19 protein-coding genes and 2 pseudogenes are annotated in these 20,860 nt (G+C 73.5%); 6 read left to right on the top strand and 15 right to left on the bottom strand.

All coding sequences use genetic code 11. The annotated features are described in order from the left end of the window. Window positions 1-4: 4 nt before the first annotated feature. A complete protein-coding gene (locus AC0GKK_RS21945) occupies window positions 5-604 on the bottom strand; it encodes a dTDP-4-dehydrorhamnose 3,5-epimerase family protein (protein WP_489882429.1) in 600 nt (199 codons plus the stop codon). Next, window positions 601-1,563, bottom strand: a complete 963-nt coding sequence (gene rfbB, locus AC0GKK_RS21940) for a dTDP-glucose 4,6-dehydratase (protein ID WP_489882428.1) — start codon at window positions 1,561-1,563, stop codon at window positions 601-603. Before rfbB ends, AC0GKK_RS21945 begins: the two co-directional genes overlap by 4 nt. A 71-nt stretch (window positions 1,564-1,634) precedes the next feature. Here rfbB and rfbD point away from each other — a divergent pair, with 71 nt between their 5' ends. From rfbD to AC0GKK_RS21925, 3 genes are all read left to right on the top strand, one after another. Beyond that, window positions 1,635-2,477: a dTDP-4-dehydrorhamnose reductase gene (gene rfbD / locus AC0GKK_RS21935; protein WP_357440814.1), complete on the top strand. Its 843-nt coding sequence runs from the start codon at window positions 1,635-1,637 to the stop codon at window positions 2,475-2,477. Continuing rightward, window positions 2,474-3,361 (top strand): glucose-1-phosphate thymidylyltransferase RfbA, encoded by an 888-nt coding sequence (rfbA, locus tag AC0GKK_RS21930; protein ID WP_208819772.1) that lies wholly within the window; start codon window positions 2,474-2,476, stop codon window positions 3,359-3,361. Before rfbD ends, rfbA begins: the two co-directional genes overlap by 4 nt. A 583-nt stretch (window positions 3,362-3,944) precedes the next feature. Next, window positions 3,945-5,297 carry an exopolysaccharide biosynthesis polyprenyl glycosylphosphotransferase gene (locus AC0GKK_RS21925; RefSeq protein WP_482638136.1) on the top strand — a complete coding sequence of 451 codons (1,353 nt, stop codon included), beginning with the start codon at window positions 3,945-3,947 and terminating at the stop codon, window positions 5,295-5,297. 18 nt (window positions 5,298-5,315) lie between these two features. Here AC0GKK_RS21925 and AC0GKK_RS21920 read toward each other — a convergent pair. Together AC0GKK_RS21920 and AC0GKK_RS21915 are read right to left on the bottom strand one after the other, a co-directional pair. Beyond that, a pseudogene (locus AC0GKK_RS21920) lies at window positions 5,316-5,435 on the bottom strand (glycoside hydrolase family 6 protein); the annotation flags it as partial. A 64-nt stretch (window positions 5,436-5,499) separates the two neighbouring features. Next, a complete protein-coding gene (locus AC0GKK_RS21915) occupies window positions 5,500-5,979 on the bottom strand; it encodes a hypothetical protein (RefSeq protein WP_489884081.1) in 480 nt (159 codons plus the stop codon). A 292-nt stretch (window positions 5,980-6,271) separates the two neighbouring features. Between AC0GKK_RS21915 and AC0GKK_RS21910 the strand changes: the two genes are divergently transcribed. Continuing rightward, entirely contained in the window at window positions 6,272-7,771 is a 1,500-nt protein-coding gene (locus AC0GKK_RS21910) for a sugar transferase (protein ID WP_489882427.1), read from the top strand. 25 nt (window positions 7,772-7,796) lie between these two features. Here the strand turns inward: AC0GKK_RS21910 and AC0GKK_RS21905 are convergent, their stop codons facing one another. The 3 genes from AC0GKK_RS21905 to AC0GKK_RS21895 all read right to left on the bottom strand — a co-directional run bounded on the left by AC0GKK_RS21905 (window position 7,797) and on the right by AC0GKK_RS21895 (window position 10,456). Continuing rightward, window positions 7,797-9,080 (bottom strand): NAD(P)H-dependent oxidoreductase, encoded by a 1,284-nt coding sequence (locus AC0GKK_RS21905; protein ID WP_489882426.1) that lies wholly within the window; start codon window positions 9,078-9,080, stop codon window positions 7,797-7,799. Continuing rightward, on the bottom strand, window positions 9,080-9,643 hold the full coding sequence (gene rfbC / locus AC0GKK_RS21900; RefSeq protein WP_489882425.1) for a dTDP-4-dehydrorhamnose 3,5-epimerase: 564 nt from the start codon (window positions 9,641-9,643) through the stop codon (window positions 9,080-9,082). Before rfbC ends, AC0GKK_RS21905 begins: the two co-directional genes overlap by 1 nt. Window positions 9,644-9,883: 240 nt before the next feature. Then, window positions 9,884-10,456, bottom strand: coding sequence for an arsenate reductase/protein-tyrosine-phosphatase family protein (locus AC0GKK_RS21895; RefSeq protein WP_489884049.1), 573 nt, complete (start codon window positions 10,454-10,456; stop codon window positions 9,884-9,886). A 317-nt stretch (window positions 10,457-10,773) separates the two neighbouring features. On the opposite strand from AC0GKK_RS21895, the gene AC0GKK_RS21890 reads away from it, so the two are divergent. Together AC0GKK_RS21890 and AC0GKK_RS21885 are read left to right on the top strand one after the other, a co-directional pair. Continuing rightward, complete coding sequence (locus AC0GKK_RS21890) at window positions 10,774-11,604, top strand: glycoside hydrolase family 16 protein (protein ID WP_489882424.1); 831 nt, start codon at window positions 10,774-10,776, stop codon at window positions 11,602-11,604. Between the two features lie 50 nt (window positions 11,605-11,654). Then, window positions 11,655-12,431 carry a PIG-L family deacetylase gene (locus tag AC0GKK_RS21885; RefSeq protein ID WP_489882423.1) on the top strand — a complete coding sequence of 259 codons (777 nt, stop codon included), beginning with the start codon at window positions 11,655-11,657 and terminating at the stop codon, window positions 12,429-12,431. Between the two features lie 6 nt (window positions 12,432-12,437). On the opposite strand, the gene AC0GKK_RS21880 is transcribed toward AC0GKK_RS21885, so the two are convergent. The 8 genes and pseudogenes from AC0GKK_RS21880 to AC0GKK_RS21845 all read right to left on the bottom strand — a co-directional run bounded on the left by AC0GKK_RS21880 (window position 12,438) and on the right by AC0GKK_RS21845 (window position 20,639). After that, the gene (locus AC0GKK_RS21880) at window positions 12,438-12,890 is read right to left on the bottom strand and encodes an acyltransferase (RefSeq protein ID WP_489882422.1); all 453 of its coding nucleotides are present in this window, start codon (window positions 12,888-12,890) and stop codon (window positions 12,438-12,440) included. 32 nt (window positions 12,891-12,922) lie between these two features. Beyond that, entirely contained in the window at window positions 12,923-13,966 is a 1,044-nt protein-coding gene (locus AC0GKK_RS21875) for a glycosyltransferase family protein (protein WP_489882421.1), read from the bottom strand. A gap of 17 nt (window positions 13,967-13,983) precedes the next feature. Continuing rightward, the gene (locus AC0GKK_RS21870; protein ID WP_489882420.1) at window positions 13,984-15,318 is read right to left on the bottom strand and encodes an O-antigen ligase family protein; all 1,335 of its coding nucleotides are present in this window, start codon (window positions 15,316-15,318) and stop codon (window positions 13,984-13,986) included. Then, on the bottom strand, window positions 15,315-16,085 hold the full coding sequence (locus AC0GKK_RS21865) for a WecB/TagA/CpsF family glycosyltransferase (RefSeq protein WP_489882419.1): 771 nt from the start codon (window positions 16,083-16,085) through the stop codon (window positions 15,315-15,317). Before AC0GKK_RS21865 ends, AC0GKK_RS21870 begins: the two co-directional genes overlap by 4 nt. Continuing rightward, the gene (locus tag AC0GKK_RS21860; protein WP_489882418.1) at window positions 16,082-17,368 is read right to left on the bottom strand and encodes an MATE family efflux transporter; all 1,287 of its coding nucleotides are present in this window, start codon (window positions 17,366-17,368) and stop codon (window positions 16,082-16,084) included. The genes AC0GKK_RS21865 and AC0GKK_RS21860 overlap by 4 nt, the downstream gene beginning before the upstream one ends. An 82-nt stretch (window positions 17,369-17,450) precedes the next feature. Beyond that, window positions 17,451-17,547: pseudogene (locus AC0GKK_RS21855) on the bottom strand (antibiotic acetyltransferase); the annotation flags it as partial. 496 nt (window positions 17,548-18,043) lie between these two features. Next, window positions 18,044-19,084 (bottom strand): glycosyltransferase family protein, encoded by a 1,041-nt coding sequence (locus AC0GKK_RS21850; RefSeq protein ID WP_489882417.1) that lies wholly within the window; start codon window positions 19,082-19,084, stop codon window positions 18,044-18,046. A gap of 67 nt (window positions 19,085-19,151) precedes the next feature. Beyond that, a complete protein-coding gene (locus tag AC0GKK_RS21845) occupies window positions 19,152-20,639 on the bottom strand; it encodes a tyrosine-protein kinase domain-containing protein (RefSeq protein WP_489882416.1) in 1,488 nt (495 codons plus the stop codon). Window positions 20,640-20,860 lie beyond the last annotated feature (221 nt).

Genomic DNA, 20,860 nt, shown 5'->3' with positions numbered 1-20,860 from the left:
GCGGCTACCCGCGCAGCGCGGCGTAGCGGGCCCGGCAGGCGTCCCAGGTGGGCAGGGCCCCCGCAGCGAGGGCCTCGTCCAGGGTGGGCGCGGCACGGTCCTTGTCGGACAGCACCGGCTCGACCCCCTCGGCCCAGGGCAGCGCGAGCGCCGGGTCCAGCGGGCTGATCCCGTGCTCGGCCGCCGGGGTGTACGACGTCGAGCACAGGTACCCGACGACGGTGGTGTCGGCGAGCGCCTGGAAGGCGTGCCCGAGCCCCTCGGACAGGTAGACCGCCCGCATCGAGGCGGCGTCGAGGTCGACGGCCTCGGCCCGCCCGAACGTCGGCGACCCGACCCGCAGGTCCACCACGACGTCGCGGACGGCGCCGGCGGCCACGTACAGGTACTTGGCCTGCCCGGGCGGCACGTCGGCGTAGTGCACGCCGCGCACGACCCCGCGCGCCGACACCGACTGGTTGGTCTGGGCGACGGTCAGGTCGAACCCGAGCGCGTCGCGGAACCCCGGCCCCTGGAAGGGCGCGGTGAACGAGCCGCGGTGGTCGGCGAAGGTGGTCGGCTCGAACAGCCAGGCGCCCTCGATCGACAGCGGGGTCGCCTTCACGCCCACCAGCTCCGGTGGTCGCGGTACCAGGCCACGGTGGCGGCCAGGCCCTCGTCGAAGGGCACCCGGGGGGCGTAGCCGAGCTCGTCGCGGATCTTCGACCAGTCCACGGAGTAACGGCGGTCGTGCCCCTTGCGGTCGGCGACCCGCTCGATGCGGTCCTCCCCCACGCCGACGGCGGCGAGCAGCGCGCGGGTCAGGTCCAGGTTGGTCAGCTCGGTGCCGCCGCCGATGTTGTAGACCTCCCCGGCCCGGCCCGCCGTGGCGGCCAGGACGATCCCGCGGCAGTGGTCGGAGACGTGCAGCCAGTCACGGACGTTGAGACCGTCGCCGTAGAGCGGGACGGTGCCGCCGTCGAGCAGCCGGGTGGTGAACAGCGGGACCACCTTCTCCGGGAACTGGTACGGCCCGTAGTTGTTCGAGCAGCGCGTGACCACCACGTCGAGGTCGTGGGTGCGGTGGTAGCTGCGCGCCAGCAGGTCGCTGCCCGCCTTCGCCGCGCTGTAGGGCGAGTTCGGCTCCAGCGGGTGGGTCTCGGGCCACGAGCCCAACGCGATCGAGCCGTACACCTCGTCGGTGGAGACGTGCACGAACCGGCCGACGCCCGCGTCCAGCGCGGCCTGCAGCAGGACCTGGGTGCCGACGACGTTGGTCGTCACGAAGTCCGCGGCGCCGGCGATGGAGCGGTCCACGTGGGTCTCGGCGGCGAAGTGCACGAGCAGGTCGGCACCGCCGTCGAGCACCTCGGCGACGCGCCCGGGGTCACGGATGTCGCCGCGCTCGACCGTCAGCCGCGGGTCGTCGGCGACGGGCGCGAGGTTCTCGGTCCGGCCGGCGTAGGTGAACGCGTCGAGCACGGTCACCCCGGCCCCGGCCAGCTCGGGGTGCTCCCCGCCCAGCACCTCCCGGACGAAACAGGACCCGATGAACCCGGCCCCGCCGGTCACCACGATGCGCACGTGCCCTCCCCGCTCACTGTCCGGCCCCGCCAGCGTGTCAGAGTCGGCCCCGACGATCGGGAGGTGGGCGCGTGCGCGCGTGCGTGCTGGGGGCGAACGGGCAGCTCGGGCGGGCGCTGGTCGCCGCACTGCCCGGCGCGGTGGCACTCGACCGTGCGGCGCTGGACATCGGCGACGCCGACGCCGTCGCCGCGTACGACTTCACCGGCGTCGACGTGCTGGTCAACGCGGCCGCCTACACCGCCGTCGACCGTGCGGAGACCGAACCGGGCGCGGCGTGGCGGGCGAACGCGGCGGGCCCCGCGCACCTGGCCGCGGCGGCCCGCGAGCACGGTTGCCTGCTGGTCCACGTCTCCACCGAGTACGTCTTCGACGGCACCGCGCCCGGCCCGGTGCCCGAGGACGCCCCGCCGTCCCCGCTCGGGGTGTACGGCGCGTCGAAGGCGGCCGGGGAGCTGGCGGTGCGGGCGGCGCTGCCGGAGCGGCACGTGATCGTGCGGACCAGCTGGGTCGTCGGCGACGGCGGCAACTTCGTCGCCACCATGGTGCGGCTGGCCCGCGACGGGGTCTGTCCCGCCGTCGTCGACGACCAGGTGGGGCGGCCGACGTTCGCCCCCGACCTGGCCGCGGCGCTGCTCGTGCTGGCCGGGTCCGGGCGGCACGGCACGTTCCACGTGACCGGCGACGGCGAGCCGGTCAGCTGGCACGGACTGGCCCGGGAGGTGTTCGCCCGCTGCGGCCGCGACCCCGGCGACGTCCGCCCGGTGTCGACCGCCGAGTACGGCGCGGACAGGCCGCACCTGGCACGCCGGCCGGCGAACTCGGTGCTCGACCTGTCCCGCGCGACCCGCGCCGGGGTGACGATGCCGCCGTGGCGCGACGGGCTCGGCGCCCACCTCGGGACCGTCCGGTGAAGGGCGTCATCCTGGCCGGTGGCACCGGCAGCCGGCTGTTCCCGCTGACCGCGGCGGTGTCCAAGCAGCTGCTGCCGGTCTACGACAAGCCGATGATCTACCACCCGCTGACCACGCTGATGCTGGCCGGGATCCGGGAGATCCTGCTCATCTCCACCCCGCACGACCTGCCCGGGTTCCAGCGCCTGCTCGGCGACGGCGGCCGGCTCGGCCTGCAGATCACCTACGCCGCCCAGGAGCACCCCAACGGCCTGGCCGAGGCGTTCGTCATCGGCGCCGACCACGTCCGCGGCGGGCCGTCGGCGCTCGTGCTGGGCGACAACATCTTCCACGGCGCCGGGTTCGGCGACCTGCTGCGCCGCCGCGCCGCCGAGGTCGCCTCCGGCGACGCGGGCTGCGTGCTGTTCGGCTACCCGGTGCGCGACCCGCGGCGCTACGGCGTGGGCGAGGCCGCCCCCGACGGCACCCTGCTCTCGATCGAGGAGAAGCCCGAGCACCCCCGCTCGGACCGCGCCATCACCGGTCTCTACTTCTACGACGACCGCGTCGTCGACATCGCCGCGCGCATCACCCCCTCGGCCCGCGGCGAGCTCGAGATCACCGACGTCAACCGCGCCTACCTCGAACAGGGCCGCGCCCGCCTGCAGGACCTCGGACGCGGCTTCGCCTGGCTCGACACCGGCACCCACGAGTCCCTGATGGAGGCCGGCCAGTACGTCCGCGTCCTGGAGAACCGCCAGGGCATCCGTATCGCCTGCGTCGAGGAGGTCGCCCTGCGGATGGGCTTCATCGACGCCGCCGCCTGCCACGCCCTCGGGGCGCAGCAGGCGGGCTCGGGCTACGGCGAGTACGTCATGGCCGTCGCGGATCAGTTCAGGTCGTAGCCCGGTACGGCGCCGCCGTCCTCGCCGCGGTGACAGCGACGGCGGGCCTCGTGGTCACCACCGACGGCGTGTCCGGGTCCTGACTCTCCGTGGTCGATCGACGGCATCGACCCGGGTTCCGTTGTGGCACTTGTCGTCACGCAGCGCTCGTCTTCTTGAGAAGACAACCAGGGCAAACGAGTGATGCGAATCCCACGTTCGCTGCTGTAACGCACGTAGCGTGCACGACGACCTCGCCACGTGTGCGGCCAGTTCTCAGGCAATACCTCTGAATGGGTTAACGCCGTGCGCCGCTCCGGCCCGCGCCTCGCGATTGGTGGTTACTCATCGTGACATCGCTCGCACCATCCACCGCAACGCTCCGTCGCACGAACGGGCGGCGCATCATGTGGATCTTCTTGTCGCAGTACACCTTCCGCGCGGCCGGCCGACCGTGAGCGCCGGACCGACGCAGGCCCGTCGCCCCGCACGCGCCACACCCCGTACCCATCACCGGCCCCTGCTCCGGCGGCCGGTCACGCCCCGGGGCCCCGGCCCGGTCGGACCACCCGCCCGGGCCGACACCTCCTCCGCCCCCGCGCCGGTGCGCAGGCTGGCCGCCCGGGTCAGCCTCGTCCGGACGGTGCTGGTGCTGACCGACGTCGTCGCCGTCGGGACCGCCGCGGTCGTGGTCGCGCCGACCGGGCACGACGGCGTCGTCGCCGCCTCCGCGCTGCTGCTCGCGGTGCGCTCGGCGGCGCGTCTGCACCGCTCCCGGCTGCGTCTGTCCTGGTTCGACGACCTGCCCCGCGAGCTGGCCGCCCTCGTCGTGACGATGGGGCTCGTGCTGGCCGGGGCGATGGCCCTGCAGCAGAACCTGGACACCCGCATCGACGTCGCCGGGCCGGTCGAGGTCGTGTTGCTGGCCACCCTCGTCGCCCTGACCCTGCGCGCCGCGGTGCTGTTCGCCGCCCGGCTGCTGCGGGTCCGGTGGGCCGTCGGCGAGCCCACGCTGATCGTCGGCACCGGATCGCGGGCGGTGGAGCTCGACGAGACCATGCGCGCCCACCCCGAGTACGGCCTGCGCCCACTCGGCCACGTCCTCTCCGAGGACCTCGACCTCCTGGTGGCGCGCGAGCGGGCGGCGCTGTCCGCGCGGATCCGGGACGCCGCCGCCCGGCACCGGGTGCGCGTCGTCGTGTTCGCCTGCCACGGCGTCGACGACGCCGCCGTCCTCGACGCTGCGATCGAGGCCCGCCGCGACGGGCTCGGCGTCCTGCTGCTGCCGTGGCTCTCGGAGCTGGTGCACGACCACTCCGGCGTCGAACGGCTGCGCAGCATCCCGCTGCTGCGACTGCCCGCGGACCCGAGGAACCGGCTGTCCTGGCGGCTCAAGCGCCTGGGCGACGTCGTGGTGTCCGCGCTGGCCCTGGCGCTGGCCTCACCGCTGCTGGTCGCGGTCGCCCTCGCCGTACTCGTCGAGAGCGGGCGGCCGGTCATCTTCCGTCAGGAACGCATCGGCCTGGACAACCGGCCCTTCACCGTCCTGAAGTTCCGCAGCATGCGCCCGGCCGACGAGCGCGAGCAGCAGACCCGGTGGTCCATCGCGGGCGACTCCCGGGTCGGCCCGGTCGGCAGGCTCATCCGCCGCACCTCGCTCGACGAGCTGCCCCAGCTCTGGAACATCCTGCGCGGGGACATGAGCCTGGTCGGGCCGCGCCCGGAGCGGCCGTCGTTCGTCGAACGCTTCTCCGCCGAGCACGAGCGCTACACCGCCCGCCACCGCGTCCCGGTCGGGCTCACCGGGCTCGCCCAGATCTCCGGGCTGCGCGGCGACACCTCGATCGCCGACCGGGTCCGGCACGACAACTACTACATCGCGAACTGGTCGCTCTGGCTCGACGCGCAGATCGTCGTGCGCACGGCGCGGGAGCTGGTCCGGCGCGGCCGGCACTGAGCGGCCGCGCCGGGCGGGTCAGCCGGCCTGGCGCTGCGCGAGCCCGAGGGCGTACTCGGGGTACCACTGCCCGGCGGCGGGCTCCCCCGGACGGCAGGCCCCGTCGGACTCGCCGGGGCGCTTGACCCACAGCAGTGCATCGACGCGGTCGTCGCCGGTCTCGGTGGTCGGGTCCGCCCCGAGCCCGCGACCGGGCGGGGGGTCAGAAGGGCAGGTGCCCCGACAGCACGACGGCCGTCGCGACCGCCGCGGTGAGCACGAGCAGGAGCGCGGCGACCGCGGTCCGGCGGGTGCCCGTCGTCGCGGGACCCGCCGCCGGAGCGACGCCCGGAGGCGACCAGAGCGGTCGGCCCGTCCGGCGCCCGGCGGGCCAGGGTCCGGCGCCGTCGCGCTCGCGGCGGGCCGCGACCGTGAGGGCCTCGGCCCGGTCCGCCGTCGCCGGATTGACCCGGCCCGGCGCGGTGAGTGCGGCGACCAGGTCCCGGACCCCGACGGCGTCGCCGGGCAGGGCACGGCCGCGGACGACGTCGCGGACCCGCGCGGTCGAGGTCCGCAGCCGGCGCGCGAGCACACGCTCCGACGGGCAGCCGTGGTGCACGTGGACGTCGTCGAGCAGGTCGAGCAGGTCGCGGTGCGGGCCGTGCTCGGGCCAGGACGTCCGGTCGAAGCGGCGCAACGGCACCCGTTGCCTCCTCACGCAGGATGATCGTTCGATCACCTGTCGCATCCGGCGGCGTCGGCGTTACTCAATTCTGATGAGACGCCGCGATCGTCACTCCTGATGACAACCCCTCGCATGGATTACGGCGAACGGCGCAACTTGCGCGCGGGTGAGGGAGCGGTCGCTAACGGTAGGCGTCCGCCTGTCGAAAGCAGGAGCAGCGAACGGTGCACTCCGGGCACCGAGCGGGCGACGACGCCGACCCCAGCGGTCCGTGGCCCTTTTCTTCCCGCCCCGAGGAGCACGTAGTCCTGTGAGCACCCACCACGACGTCTCCCGCCTGTCCGAGCGGACCGTCCCGAGTCCGCGGGTCGCCACACCGGCCGGGGGCAGGCGCGATCCGCTGCCCGGCACCCCACGGTGGCAGCGCCGGTTCACCGCCCTCGTGGTCCTCGGTGACCTCGCGACGGTGGCGCTCCTGACCGCGGTCGCGGTGCTGGTCGGGCTGACCGGCCTCGAGGCGGCCGACCGGGCGCGCATCGGCTCGGGTCTGATCACCGCCGGCCTGCTGGCCGTGGCCCTGCCGGTCTCCCGAGCCTGGGACGGCCGGGTGCTGGGGACCGGGTCCACGGAGTTCGTCCGTCTCGGGCGGGCCGTGGTCCTCGCCGACGTCGCCCTGGCCCTGGGCGGCCTGGCGCTGATGGTCGACTCGTCGCGGGAGTGGGTGTTCCTGCTCGTCCCGGGCACCGGCGTGGCGCTGCTGGGCGTGCGGTTCGCGCTGCGCAAGATGCTGCACGTGCAGCGCGGCCGGGGCCGGGGTCTGGCCCCGGTGCTGGCGGTCGGCGAGGAGGCGTGCGTGGCGGACCTGATCCGCCGCACCCGTCGCGACCCGTACTTCGGCTGGCGGGTCACCGGGGTGTGCACCCCGACCGGCACCGGCACCGGCGGCGGCCACGTCGTCGACGGCGTCCCCGTGCTGGGCGACCTCGACGCGGTGACCGGTCTGGCCCGCGACGGCGGGCACCGGGTCGTCGCGATCTGCCGCTCGCCCGGCTGGGGCCCGACGCGGCTGCACCGCCTCGCCTGGGACCTCGAGGGCTCCGAGACCGAGCTCGCCGTCGACCCGGGCCTGATGGAGATCGCCGGGCCGCGCATGCACATCACGCCGGTCGACGGGATGCCGCTGCTGCGGCTGTCCGAGCCGCGGTTCTCCGGCGCGTCGAAGATCGTGAAGTACGTCGCGGACCGCGCGGTCGCCGCGCTGCTGATGCTTCTGGTGGGGCCGTTGTTCCTGGTCCTGGCGGCCGCGGTGAAGCTCGGCGACGGCGGCCCGGTGTTCTTCCGCCAGGAGCGCGTCGGCACGCACGGGCGCACCTTCGGGATGCTGAAGTTCCGGTCGATGTGCGTCGATGCCGAGGCGCGGCTGGCGTCGCTGGCCAACGACCACGGCGACGGCCCGCTGTTCAAGATGCGTCGCGACCCGCGCGTCACCCGGGTCGGGGCGTTTCTGCGGAAGTACTCGCTCGACGAGCTGCCGCAGCTCCTCAACGTGCTCGGCGGATCGATGAGCCTGGTCGGGCCGCGCCCGCCGCTGCCCCGTGAGGTCGCCACCTACGCCGACGACGCGCGCCGCCGCCTGCTCGTCAAGCCCGGCATGACCGGCCTGTGGCAGGTCAGCGGACGCAGCTCGCTGACGTGGGAGGAGTCGGTCCGTCTCGACCTGCGCTACGTCGAGAACTGGACCCCCGCACTGGACCTGCTGATCCTGTGGAAGACCGTCGGCGCGGTGCTCCGCAGCCGCGGCGCCTACTGACCCGGCGCCGCGGCCTGCGGGCCGCTCAGGCGAACAGCTTCTCCTGCTCCTCGCGGAGCGCGTCGACGAGCCGGCCCGGGGGCAGGGTGACGTCGTCGTAGGTGAGCACGGCGTCCTTCGCGACGTCGCGCACCAGCGTGCACCCCTCGGCCACGCCCATCGGCAGCAGCCGCTCCGCGCGCGTGACCGGCGAGGACTCCGCGACGCCGTAGGTGTCGTAGCCGCCCAGCCCGTCGACCGTGTGTCCTGCCTTCAGGTCCTGCTTGGCGGTGGCGACGACGTCGACCCGCTGCCCGGCGGGCGGGCTCAGCGCGGCGTCGGCGAAGTCGACGGCCCGCACGATGGTGTTCGGGACCTCGAAGTGGCACAGGTGGTACGGGGTGTAGAAGCTGTACAGCGGGCCCTCGCCGAGCTTGTACAGGTTCAGGTAGTGGCGCTGCTTCGGGTCGTCGTGGGTGCCGAGCACGTAGATGCCCGGGCCCGGCTTGGCGCCGACCACGTAGTCGACGACCCCGCCCAGCTCGCGCAGCTCGTCGACGTCGTAGGCCGCGGTCAGCTCGTCGACGTGACCGGCGTGGTCACGCCCGTACATGCCGCGCTTCCCGACGGTGAAGCCGAACGCGTTGGCCACGATCGCCTGCTCGAACGACACCTTGGTGCCGTCGGCGAAGCTGGTGACCATGTAGGGGTCCTGCCCCCACTTCTCGGCGAACGCCCGCTGCGTGGTGGGGGTGCGGTACTCGTCCTGCAGGCCCTTGATGTTGCCGGCGACGAGCGGGGTGACCCCGATGCCGCGCACGAAGCGCAGCAGGTTGGCCTGGACGCCGGGCTGGTCGCCGTCGGCACCGGTCAGGACGACCCCGGCGGCGCGGGCCCGGTGCGCGAGCAGCGGGCCGACGGTGCCGTCGAGCTCGGCGTTCATCGTGACGACGGGCAGCCCGCGCTCGATCGCGGCGACGGTGACCCGGGCGCCGAACTCGACGGCGCCGGTGACGTCGACGAGCACGTCGACGTTCTCCGCGGCGAGCAGCGCGAACGCGTCGCCGAGCACGGCCGGGACGCCCTTCGCGACCATCGCCTCGACCTGCGCGGTCGTCGACACCTCGACCGGCTCGAGCCCGGCCTCGGTGTAGGCGCGCACGGCGGTGGCGACGGTGCGGTTGGCGATCGCGACGACGTCCATCCCAGGGGTGGAGTTCACGATCTGGTTCACCAGGCCGCGGCCCATGAACCCGGCGCCGACCAGGCCGACCCGGATCGGGCGGTTCTCGGCGGCGCGCTTCGCGAGGGCGGTGTCGAGGATCAGCATCAGCGGGCTCCGGTGACCGACGGGAAGTCGGCGTTGTCGGCCAGCAGCGGCCAGTTCGCGTCCTTGTCCGAGACGTGGTCGACCGCGTGCGGCCACTCGACGTCCAGGGCCGGGTCGTTCCAGCGCAGGCCGCGCTCGGCGCCCGGGGTGTAGGGCGTCGAGACCTGGTAGATCGTCGTCGCGTCGGGGGTGAGGGTGAGGTAGGCGTGCGCGAAGTTCCGCGGCACGTACATCGCCCGGTAGTTGTCCTGGGACAGCTCGGCACCGAACCACTGCAGGTAGGTGTCGGAGTCCGGGCGCAGGTCGACGATCACGTCGAAGATCGCGCCGCGGACGCAGCGGATGACCTTGACCTCGGCGTTGGGCTCCAGCTGGTAGTGGAAGCCGCGCAGGGTGCCCGCCTCGTGGTTGTACGAGAGGTTGCACTGGGTGATCGTCGGGTCCAGCCCGGCGTCGCGGAACTCCTGCTCGCAGAACGCGCGGGCGAAGAACCCGCGGTCGTCGGAGAGTCGCTTCAGGTCGATGAGAGCCGATCCGGGGAGCGGGGTCTGATGAATCTCCACATCCCCCATCGTCGGTCAGCGGTGATCCACCGTTATCGGCCACCCCCACGACCGTGGCACCGCGACGTCGTAGTCACGCTCCGTCGTGACGTCGTCGCGATCAGGCCACGATGTTCGGGGGTGATCACCGCCACCGACGTCCTTTCCATCCGATGATCGCCCTCAGCCGACATGGACACTCCCGACGAGTACACCCTCAGGCGTACCGGAGGTGGTGTCGAACACGACGTGTGGTGTTCGCTACCGCCGGGAGGCCGTCCGCGGCGCCAGCGCCTCGACGATCTCGTGCACCGCGTCGAGGATGAGCCGCACGGCGTCGTGGTGGGCCTGCGCCCTACCCCCCATCGGGTCCGGAACGGTGTCGTCGGCCGGTGGGACCGTCCCGCGGGCTGCCCGGGCGGCGGCGACAAGCCCGCGGCCACGCGCGACCGTGTCCGGCGGCAGCGCCGCGGTCTCGGCGACGGCGATCAGCCTGGCGAACTCGCGCATCGTGAACGTCCGGTCCAGCAGGTGCGGGTGGCGCTCCAGCACCGTCGAGCGGTGGCGTACGCCGGCACCCAGCACGAGGTCCACACCGGTGGCGAGGTCGACGCCGAGCTGACGTGCACGGAAGCCCGCGGCGCGGGAGTCCAGGCCCCAGGGGGCGAGTTGCGCCCGGGACAACGGATGCATCGGCCGGCCGACGGCGGCGGCGACGCCGGCGCTGGACACCTGGATCCGGCCGGCCTCCCGGCCGCCGAGCCGCCCGACGAGCATGTTCCGCATGAGGAGCTCCGCAGCGGGCGAGCGGCAGATGTTGCCCGTGCAGACCATGAGCACGCGGAAGCGGTCCTCCGCTCCCGGCCGCTGCGGCCGGTGTGGCGGACGCGCCACCGCACCGGCGTGGGGCGAGCGCCGCGGTGTCGGCGGCAGGTCGGATCCACCGCCCCGCTCCATCAGTGACGTCATGCTGCCCTCCGGGTCGTTCCTCGACCGTTCAGTCGCGCGGACGGCCGCGCGCATTTCCACTGAACGGGCTCACAGCCCGAGATCATCAAGTTTGATGACGACAGGCTCCGGTTCCGACCCCATTCGGACGAACTGGGGCCCGTGCCCGGGGCCGTGCGGGGGCCGTGCACGATGACGGGACCATGATGCAACCGCCCGGCCCTTCCCGCCGCGCCCGGCCCGGGCTCGTCGGCGTTCTCGTGGTCGCCGCGCTGGCCGCCTGCACCGGCCCGGGTGAGCCGGACGCGGACTTCCAGTCCGCCCCCGGCGCGGTGCCGTGCGTGTCGGAACCCGTCGGGCCGGTGGCCCCGAGCTGGTCTGACGAGTTCGACGGCGACACGCTCGATCCGACCCGCTGGTTCCCCTACTCGGGACCGACGTCGGAGGGGGTCGGGACGCACCGGCCCGAGAACCTGACCGTGGCGGACGGCGTCCTGACGATCGCCACGACGGCGGGTACCTCGGGCGGGGCCTCGTCGGCACTGTCCCAGCGGTACGGACGCTGGGAGTTCTGCGCCCGGGCCGATCCGGGACGCGGGGTGCTCCCGGGGGTGCTGCTCTGGCCGACCGCCGAGGACTGGCCGGCCGGGGGCGAGCTGAACGTGATGGAGGTGGTCGACGAGACGCGTCACTCGACGAACGTCACCCTCCATCACGGGGACAGGAACGCGCAGGCCGGGGTGGGCGTCACGGCGGACCTGACACGATGGACCCGATTCACCGTCGACTGGACGCCCACTCGGATCGCGGTCTCGGTGGACGGGCGGACGGTGTTCCACACGTCCGACACCACCACCTTCCCGCCCGGGCCGATGAACCTGGCGGTCCAGCAGGACATCGGTCCGCTGCGTGACTTCCTGCCGGCACCGGACCGGACGACCCCGGAACGGACGCGGATGCAGATGGCCTGGCTGCGGGTGTACGCCCCGGACGGCGTTGCGGACGACGCCGGACCGGGCGGGTCAGGAAGATGACGATGGACTCACGCGACCGGCACGACGCCACACTCCGGTCACCTGTGGTCGTGGTGTCTCCGCACCTGGACGACGCGGTCCTCTCCCTCGGGGCGACCCTGTCCCGGGCGGCGCGTGACGGGACGGACGTCACCGTCCTCACCGTGTTCGCGAACGATCCCGCCGACGGGTCGCCGAGCCGACCGTTCGACGCCCGCTGCGGCTTCGCGAGTGCGGGCGCCGCCGCCCGTGGGCGACGCGCCGAGGACGCGCGCGCCTGCGGTGCACTCGGCGTCATACCCCGGTGGCTGGCCTTCCCCGACCACGAGCACCGCGGTCGTCCCGACGGAGCCGGCGACGCCGCCGTGGTCGCGGCGTTGACGGCCGCGTTCGCCCAGGCCGCCACCGTGCTCGTCCCGGGGTTCCCGCTGGACCATCCCGACCACCGCCTGGCGCGGCGGCTGACGCTGGAGGCCGTCGCGGGGCTGCCGACGCCACCGCTGGTCGTCTCCTACGTCGAGCAGCCCTACTCCGCACGCGCCTTCACCCGCGCAGCGGCGCCCGGGGGTCGCTCGGGCACCGCGGCACGACTGGTCCGGGCGGTGGCCGCAGTGTTCCGTCGGGCCTCGGCCGAGCGGTTGATGGACACCTTCAAGGACGATCCGGACATCCCCCACGACGTCGTCTGGGAGCGGACACGCAGCGGCCCGATTGACTGGTACCGGAAGTACCGGGTGATCGGGTTCTACGGGTCGCAGCTGCGGCAGATCGGCCGGGGACTGCGGCCACTCATGGCGGTCGGCGAGTTGGCCGCCCGCGGCGAGCGCGTGGCAGCAACCGGTCGATGACTCCGGTCATGCCCCGAGCCGGCGCACGGCACGCGCCGGGACCCCGGCGTAGAGCCTGTCCAGCTCGCAGTCACGAGTCACGACCGAGCCCGCCGCGATCACGCAGCCGTCGCCGACCGTCACCCCCGGGAGGATCGTCACCCCCGAGCCGATCCATGTACCGGCGCCCACCACGACCGCGCGCGGCACCGGCCGCCCCGAGCGCCGGTCGCGGGGCCCGATCTCGTGCTGGGAGGTGATGATCCGTACGTGGTCCCCGATCTCGGCGTCGGCCCGGATCTCGATGCCGGCCGCACAGTCCAGATAGGCGTCGTAGCTGATGAACACACGCGGCCCGAGACGGACCCCCGCATCGCCGGCGATCCGTAGACCCGGGAACACGACGCAGGACGGGTCGTACCACAGCCCGGCCCGCCGGAGCAGGAGCCTGCGCAGCCCGGACGGGAGGGGACCGGCCACCGCGCTGAGCAGATCCTGCCGTCGCCGGCAGGTCACGGAGCGTCCCGTCGCGGAGCCGGCCCGCCGGCGTGGGCGGGAACCGAACCGAGGATCTCCTCCCACCGGTCCGACCACGTCGGAACACGTCCTGGCCGCGGTGCCGGTCCCGCCATGAGCTCCCGCACCAGTTCGACCGTGACGTCTTCGTCGCCGTCGGATGCGCGCAGGTTCGGAGCCGAGACGTGGTCGAGCCGCAGTCCCGAACTGACGACCCAGCCACCGCCAGCCAGACAGTTCCACAGCTTCGCCGGGACGAGGTGGTCGACCCGCCCACCGGTGTACGGCAGCAGCGCGACCTTGTACGTGCTGACGAGGCCGGCCAGCTCGGCGATCGGTACGGGGGCGTGCAGGGTGCAGCCGGCCGCGCGCAGCGCATGGGCGACCTTCTCGTCCGGAACATGCCCGATGACGTCGACCCCGACCCCGGCTCGTCCCAGCGCGACGAGCACCCCGGCGTCCGTAGCGGGTCCGACCGTCCCGAAATAGACGGCCCGGTCCGACCGTTCGGAGAACGCACGGCCGACGGCGGTGAACTCGTCGTCCACCGCCGGCTCGACGACCGTCGACTCGATCCCCCGCGACCGTAGCCGCTCGGCCATTCCCGGGCTGTCCACGGTGACGCCGGTCCGTGGGTCGGCGCAGATCCGGCCTTCCGAACCACGCCAGTCCCGCGGCGGATGGAAGCGCGCGGGGACCGACGACCAGTCCAGGACCGCGTCGTAGACGATCCAGCGCGGAGCGGCGCGACGCAGGAGCCGTTCGGTGACACGGCCGGGCAGGTAGACCAGCACACCGTCGTAACCGGGTCGCAACCGCAGCAGCCGGTGCCACGCCATGACCCGGACACCGTCGACCTCCGGGGCCCGGCCGACGGTGTCCGGGCCGCGACCGGACAGCGCCCGTCGCAGGCCGACCGCCACCTGGCGGAGCGAGCGGGGACGAGGCTCGAGGAAGTCGACCTCCCACCCCCGTTCGGCCGCCGCGCGGGCGACGGCGTGGTGGCGCTGCCACATGAAGGCCCAACGGACTGAGGACACGATCAGAACGCGTCGGGTCATACCGGTCGTCTCCAGGTCGATGTACTCGTCGTTGCGGGCGCGACCGGCGGGGAAGCATCGACGACGCCGTCCGGACTCGACCCGTCGTCCTCGCCACCGGGCCGGCCCAGGCAGACCGCGGCGACCACGAACAGCGGCACGAGATGCCCCCCGTCGAAGTCCTCGAAGATCGACCACATCAGCACCGTGACCACGCAGGCAGGCGGCACAACAGACCGGCCTCGTAGGGACTCCCGCAGCGACAGCAGCAGGAAGCCGACGAACGCAGCCAGGCCCAGCAGCCCGCCCCGGAACAGCATTCCCAGGTAGGCGCTGTGTGTCGCGACACTGGCGACCAGTCCGTCCCCCGGTGGTTTGAGTCCGTAGCCGAGGATCGGAACGCCGAGTTCGCGGATCCGGCTCCAGGTCTCCCGGTAGATGGCTCCCCTGGTCTCGGACGAGCCCTCCCGTGCCTGGTTCAGCTGGTCCACCGTGGCGAGCAGCGTCGGGAATCCGGCGAACAGCAGCACCACGACCGTGGCTACGATGATCACCACGAGTACCCGGCCGACGACGGCGGACCGCCAGAGCAGTACCAGCGCGGCGAACAGCAGCGCGACGCCCAGCGCGATCTGCGTCGAGCGGCTGAAGGCGAAGTACACGTTCACCACGCACACCGCCAGCGCCGCGCAGATCACCACGAACTCGCGGGCCCCCGCCGGGCGGCGCAGCCGGGACAGGAGCAGCAGCGCCGTCAGCCCGGACACCGCGCCGGACCACGTCGGTTCACCCATCATGCCGTTCGTACGCAGGATCTCGCCGTCCAGCCAGCTCGATCCGACCAGCTGGTTGGTCATGAACGTGCCGACACCGGCCGGGAACGAGTCGGCGAGCCCACCGGTCACCGGAACGGGGAAGTCCGCGGGGTACCGGGCCAGCGCCAGCAACGCGACGGCCGAGTGCACGACACCGAGACCGATCAGGGCGCTCACCAGGGCCCGTACGTCGGCCCTGCGGGGCGTCGCGAAGGCGCAGAGCAGCCCGAGCAGCGCGCCCCAGACCGAGAGGTTGGCGGCGGCTCCGACGATCCGGTCCACAGACAGGAAGCCGGCCGCGGCACCGACCCCCGCCGACAGGACGAGTGCCAGAACGACGGCGAGTGCCGACGTCTCGACCGCGGGCAGCCGTACCCCCCGTACCCGCCGGACCGTGGTCACGGCCGCGAGGGGCCAGAAGGCCGCCCCCGCTCCGAGCGCCCACATCACGGGGTACCACCGCACGAGCCGGACCCCGCCGACGAGCCGGTGCGTCCCCCGGTCGTCGGGGACCTCCGGACCTGGGACCCGGGTCATCCACGGCCCCGGTCGCGCCGCCGGGCACGGGCCCCGATCAGGCGGACACCGGTGACGACGACGGTGCCGACACCACGCGCGTAGCGGGACGCCAGTCGACGCGGCTGCTGGGCGAGGCGCCATGTCCACTCCAGGCCCAACCGCTGCAGCGACAACGGAGCACGCGACTCGGTCCCGGCGAGGAAGCCGAGCCACCCGCCACAGGTGACCACCACCCGGGCGGTGATACGGCTCTGGTGCCGCTCGGTCCACAGAGCCTCGCGCGGCATCCCCATCCCGACGACGAGGACGTCCGCGCGGGCGGCCGCGATCTCGGCCAGCACCGGGTCGTAGTCCTCATGGAACCCGTGGGTGCTGTGGCAGAGCGTGACCCCGGCGAGGTTCACGAGGACCGCCCCGGCCCGCTCGGCTAGACCGGGTGGTCCGCCGAGGACCGCGATCCGCAACGGTTGCCCGAGTTCCGCCTGCATCGCCCGGAGCATCGCGACCCCGACGTCGGTGGTGCTGGACCGCGCGACGCGCCGGGCGCCGGCGAGCCGGGCCAGTAGAACGACCGAAGCACCGTCGGCGTAGGTGAGGTGGGCACCGTTCATCGCCGTCACGAACGCCCGGTCGCGGGCGTGGTTGAGCCCGCCGATGTGCAGTGCGTAGAGCGCGCGGGGGGGCGCCGGAGACGGCGTGGGGCGGATCGCGGCGACGGCGGCCGCGACCACCTCGTCCGGGCCGGCGTCGGCGACCACGATCCCCGAGATCTCGACAGTGTTCACGAACGTCCTTCCTGCGAGGGTGGTGCCGGGTCGAGTTGAGCACCGGCCCGCCACGCCGCGGCGCACAGCAGCCCGGCCATCACGGAGTAGACGACGGCGAGCGACCACACGAACGGGCCGAGGCCCCCGGCCGCGAGAGCGGACAGTGCGACGGCGACCACCACCGGCGTACAGCTCAGCCTGATCCACAGCACCGTCCCGGACCGGCGGCTGGTGGCCAGGGCCATGCTGCCCGCCGACGCCATGCAGAGGGCCGCCTGGCGCGCCGCGATCGCTCCGACCACGCCGGCGCCGACCGCCCACCCCTCGCCGAGCAGCAGGACACCGACATCGACCGGGAGCACGGCCAGCGCCACGCCGAGCAGGATCGCCGCCAGCGCAACCCGACCGAACCAGCGCAGCGCGACGCGCAGGCGGTCGCGCACCGTTCCGGGCTGGTCACGCAGCACGGGCAGCAACGAGGCGTCGACGGCGAGCATCAGGACTGTGACCGGCCCGAACACGGCCTGGGCGAGACGCAGCCCGCCGACGGCGGCGAGGCTGAGCAGCACACCACCGGCCAGGACCAACGCGTAGTCGACACCGACCGAGACGGTGAAGTCGCCGGCGAAGTTCCTGGTGATCGAGGTGGGCCAGGGACGCCGCCAGGACGACCACGCCGCCGACCACGGGGTCAGGAGCACGCAGGCGGCGACGAGCGGCCCGAGCCCGAGCCCGAGCGCCAGGACGGTCCCCGACGGCACCGCGGCTCCGACGACGGCGGCAGCGATCCAGGCCGTCGTCACCGCGGCAGCGACGAGATCGCCGGCCAGTAGGCGTGCGAAGCGACGCTCGCTCTGGAAGTGCACCCGGACCGCGTCCCAGTAGACCGCGGGGAGCACTGCAGCCGCGACGGCCAGGGAGACCTCCTGTGCCGCACCCGCCGTGACGGCCGCGACGATCCCGGCGACGACGACGGCTACGGCTCCCCCGCCGAGCACCCGACCCCGGACCTCCGCGACCGGATGACCGGTGGCGCCCTCGAGCATCGCCGGTACCGAGAAGGCGCTGCGGCTGAGGCCGACGCCCAGCAGCAGGACGAGCTGCACAGAGGCGAACACACCGAGCCCGTGCAGGTCGAGCAGGTGGGACGCGGCGACGGTGGCGCACAGCGACGTCGAGCTGACGACCGCCTGGTTCGGGGCCGCGCTCCGGTCGAGCAGCGCGCCTACGGCACGCCGGCGGCTGGGACGGACCCGTTCGGGTGCGTGAGAGCGCGACGGGACACCCGGGGACTCGGTCACGGCGCTCACCCCCACCAGTCGACGTCGTCGCGGATGACCCGGGCCGGGACGCCGACGGCCAGGGACCGCGCCGGGATCGCCCCGCTGACGACGGACCGCGCGCCGACCACCGCGCCGTCGCCGATGACCGCCCCGGGCAGAACGGTGACGTCCTCGCCCAGCCAGACCCGGTTCCCGATCCGGACGGGCCGCACCCCGCCGTCAGAGCCGCTCAGCCGGTGGCCATCGGAATCCCGGACGGAGAAGCCCTCCCCGATCGCGCACCCGTCGCCGATCGTTATCGAGCCCGAGCACACCACCCGGGCCCCCCCGTTGAGGTAGCCGTCCCGCCCCAGCCGCAGCTCCGCGCCCGGCCCGACCCAGATCCGGCAACCGGTGAACACGCTGAACCGGCCCTCGACGACCAACCGTGCACCCCGGCCGAGCACCACGTGGCCCGGCAGCAGCGCGCCGCCAAGCCACTGGCGTCCAACCCACAGCCGCGCCGCGGCGGAGACGACCGCTCCGCGCGCCAGCCGCACCCGGGTCCGTCTGCTGAGGAGCATCCGCGGCTCCCGGCGGCGGACCGCGAGGACCGCGGTGGACAGCGGGGCCAGCTGGCCGAGCTCCCGAATGCGGTCCGGCCAGGTGCGGGGCGGTGGGACCGGGGCCCGCCCGGTCCCCGGTCCTACGTCGTCAGGTGGCCGGGACATCTCGCTCCTGACCGGCCACCTCGGTGAGGTCCGCCCAGCGCGCGACCCAGGAGGGCGGCACGACGGGTGCCGGCGGAGGGGTGGCGAACAGCGCGCGGACCCGTCCGGGCGCCGGTTCCGACCCGAGATCGACGGTCGAGGCGCCCCCGAGTTCGCCGAGGTACAGCCCACGGGTGAGGACCCAGCCGCCCGCGGCGACCGCGTTCCAGTACTTCGCCGGCACGATCGTCGCGGCGCGCGCGCCGCGGTACGGCAGGACGACCACCTTGTACTCGGCACACCGGTGTGCGAGCTCATCGAGCCCGACCGGTCCGCGCACGACGACCCCGGCGGCGGTGAGCCCGGCGCGGACCTCGGAGCGTTCGACCGTCCCGATCACGTCGACGGGCACGCCCGCCGTCGCCAGCTCCATCAGCAGGTCCGAGTCGACCTCGTCGCGCACGGCCCCGAAGTAGAGGACCCGGTCACGACGTGCGGCATGGGGGACTCCGCCGGCGAGACCCTCGAAATCGGGGTCTGCGGCGGGCGGTATGAGATCGGCGTGGATCCCTCGCCGCGCCAGTACCGTCCGCATACCCGGAGCGTCGGTGGTCACGACAGTGCGCCGGCGACGGGCCAGCCGCCGTTCCGTGGCCGCCCATCCGGCCGGCGGGAACCATGAGTGCGGCACGGCTGCCCAGTCGACGACCGCGTCGTAGACGACCGCCCCTGGATTCAGCCGGGTCAGCAGCAGCTCGGTGACGGCGTCCGGGAGGTAGACGACGGCCAGGTCGAACCGTTCACGCAAACGGAGCCAGCCCGAAGGCCCGCAGACCCGGACCCCGTTGGGTACCGCGTTGACCGGACCGGGCTCGGGCGGGGTGCGGTGCCGCCCCCGATACGTCAGCACCTGACGCAGGTTCCGCGGTCTCGGCTGCAGGAACGTGACGTCCCAGCCGGACTCGGCCGCGGCACGCGCGAACGCCTGGTGCCGCTGCCACAGGTACTCCCAGCGGATGCTGGAAACGATGAGAACGCTGCTCATGGTGTCCTGACTGGGCTTGGGATCGGCCCGACGGGCCGGGCCGCGGGACCGACCGCGCTCCGGCGGGTCATCCGCGTTCGTGCTGACTGCCGTCGCGCCGCGGCGGGACCGGCGTGGTCGCGTCCACCGGCCGGTCCGCGTCGGACGCGGCCGTGCCACGCCGCCCGGGGACGGCTCGAGGGCGGACCGGCGGACCGGACCGCGACGGGCGCGGGGACGCGAACGCGGCCGGGTCGGCAGGCTGCTCCGACGGCATCGTGGCGGAGTAGGACGCATAGGTGACCGGCGCCGTCGGACCGCTCGTCGGAGCCATCGTCAGCACCGTGCCGAGCAGGTCCGCCGACACCGAGCGCAAGGCGGCGATCGCGGCGCCGAGCTGTGGTCGCTTGGTGTCCCGGTACCGGCACACCAGCACCACACCGTCGGTGCGCGGCGCTATCGCCGCGGCATCGGTCACCGGGAGCAGCGGCGGGCTGTCGATCAGGACGTAGTCGTAGGACGACCGGACGTCGTCGAGCAGGGCGCGCATCTGTTTGGACCCGAGCAGCTCACTCGGGTTCGGCGGGATGGGACCGCTCGCGATCACGTCGAACGCACCGCCCCGCCACTGCTGGAGGACCTGACCGGTCCGCAGCTGACCGGACAGCACGCTGGTCAGTCCGATGCTGCGGCTCAGTCCGAGCAGCTCGGACAACATCGGGCGTCGCAGATCCGCCTCGATCACCAGGACCCTGCTGACCGAGGACAACGCGATGGCCAGGTTGGCCACGGTCGTCGTCTTGCCCTCCCCCGGCAGCGCGCTGGTCACGAGGATCACCCGACGAGGACGGTCGACGTCGACGAACTGCAGATTGGTCCGGAGCTGGCGGAACGCCTCGGCACGGGCCGACCCGGAGTCGTCGTGCACGCTGAGCGGACGGTCGCTTCTGCGCTCGTCGCGGTGGATCGTCGCCAGATTCGGCGCACCGGTCGCCGCGGTGAGCATGTCCGCCGACCGGACCGAGACGTCGAGCAGGTGCCGGGAGAAGGCGGCCCCGACCCCGAGGGCGAGACCCGAGAGCAGACCGAGCGCGGTCAGCACCGGCCAGCCGGCGGAGGACGGCTCGGCCGGAACGAGTGCGGGTTGGACGAGCCGTACAGCCACCGGCGGAGCCAGTGCCGGATCCGCCGGTCGTTCGAGGTCGGCCACGACCTCACCGAGTACCTCGCCCGCCACGTCGGCGATCGCCGCTGCACGTTGTGGCGAGTCGTCTGTGACCGTCATCTGCAGGAGGACCGACCCCTCGACGCTGCTGGCCGTCACTCTCCGCTCCAGCTCCGCGGCCGTCATCGGCAGGTCGAGCCGCCGGACGGTCTCGTCCATCACTCGGTCACCGTCGGCGAGGACCGCGTAGGACGCGACACGCTGCGCGGACAGCTGCGCCCCCTGGAACGCCTGGTCGGGCAGGTTCCCGACCTGGGCCGACACGTACAGGGACACCCGTGCCGTGTACTCCGGCGCCCGGACGAGCCCCACCACGAGACCGACTGCGAGCCCCAGCACGGCGGTGGTCACGATGATGACGGATCTCTCACGCAGTACCCGGAGATGCTCCTGGAGCGTCACTCGTGCACCCGGCCCTTCTGCCTCGGTTCGGTCACGGGCGGTCGATGCCCTCCCATTCGGTCGCACCGGTGGATCCGTTAACGGTCAGCAGCTCCCCGGACCATGTGGTCGGTCACAGGGCAGCGCTCCGGTACGGGCGGAGCGAGACAGTAACGCACCGCCCCGGAGCA

It is taken from the genome of Pseudonocardia sp. P-1, from assembly GCF_058111925.1.
This window is presented reverse-complemented; position numbering and strand designations above follow the sequence as displayed.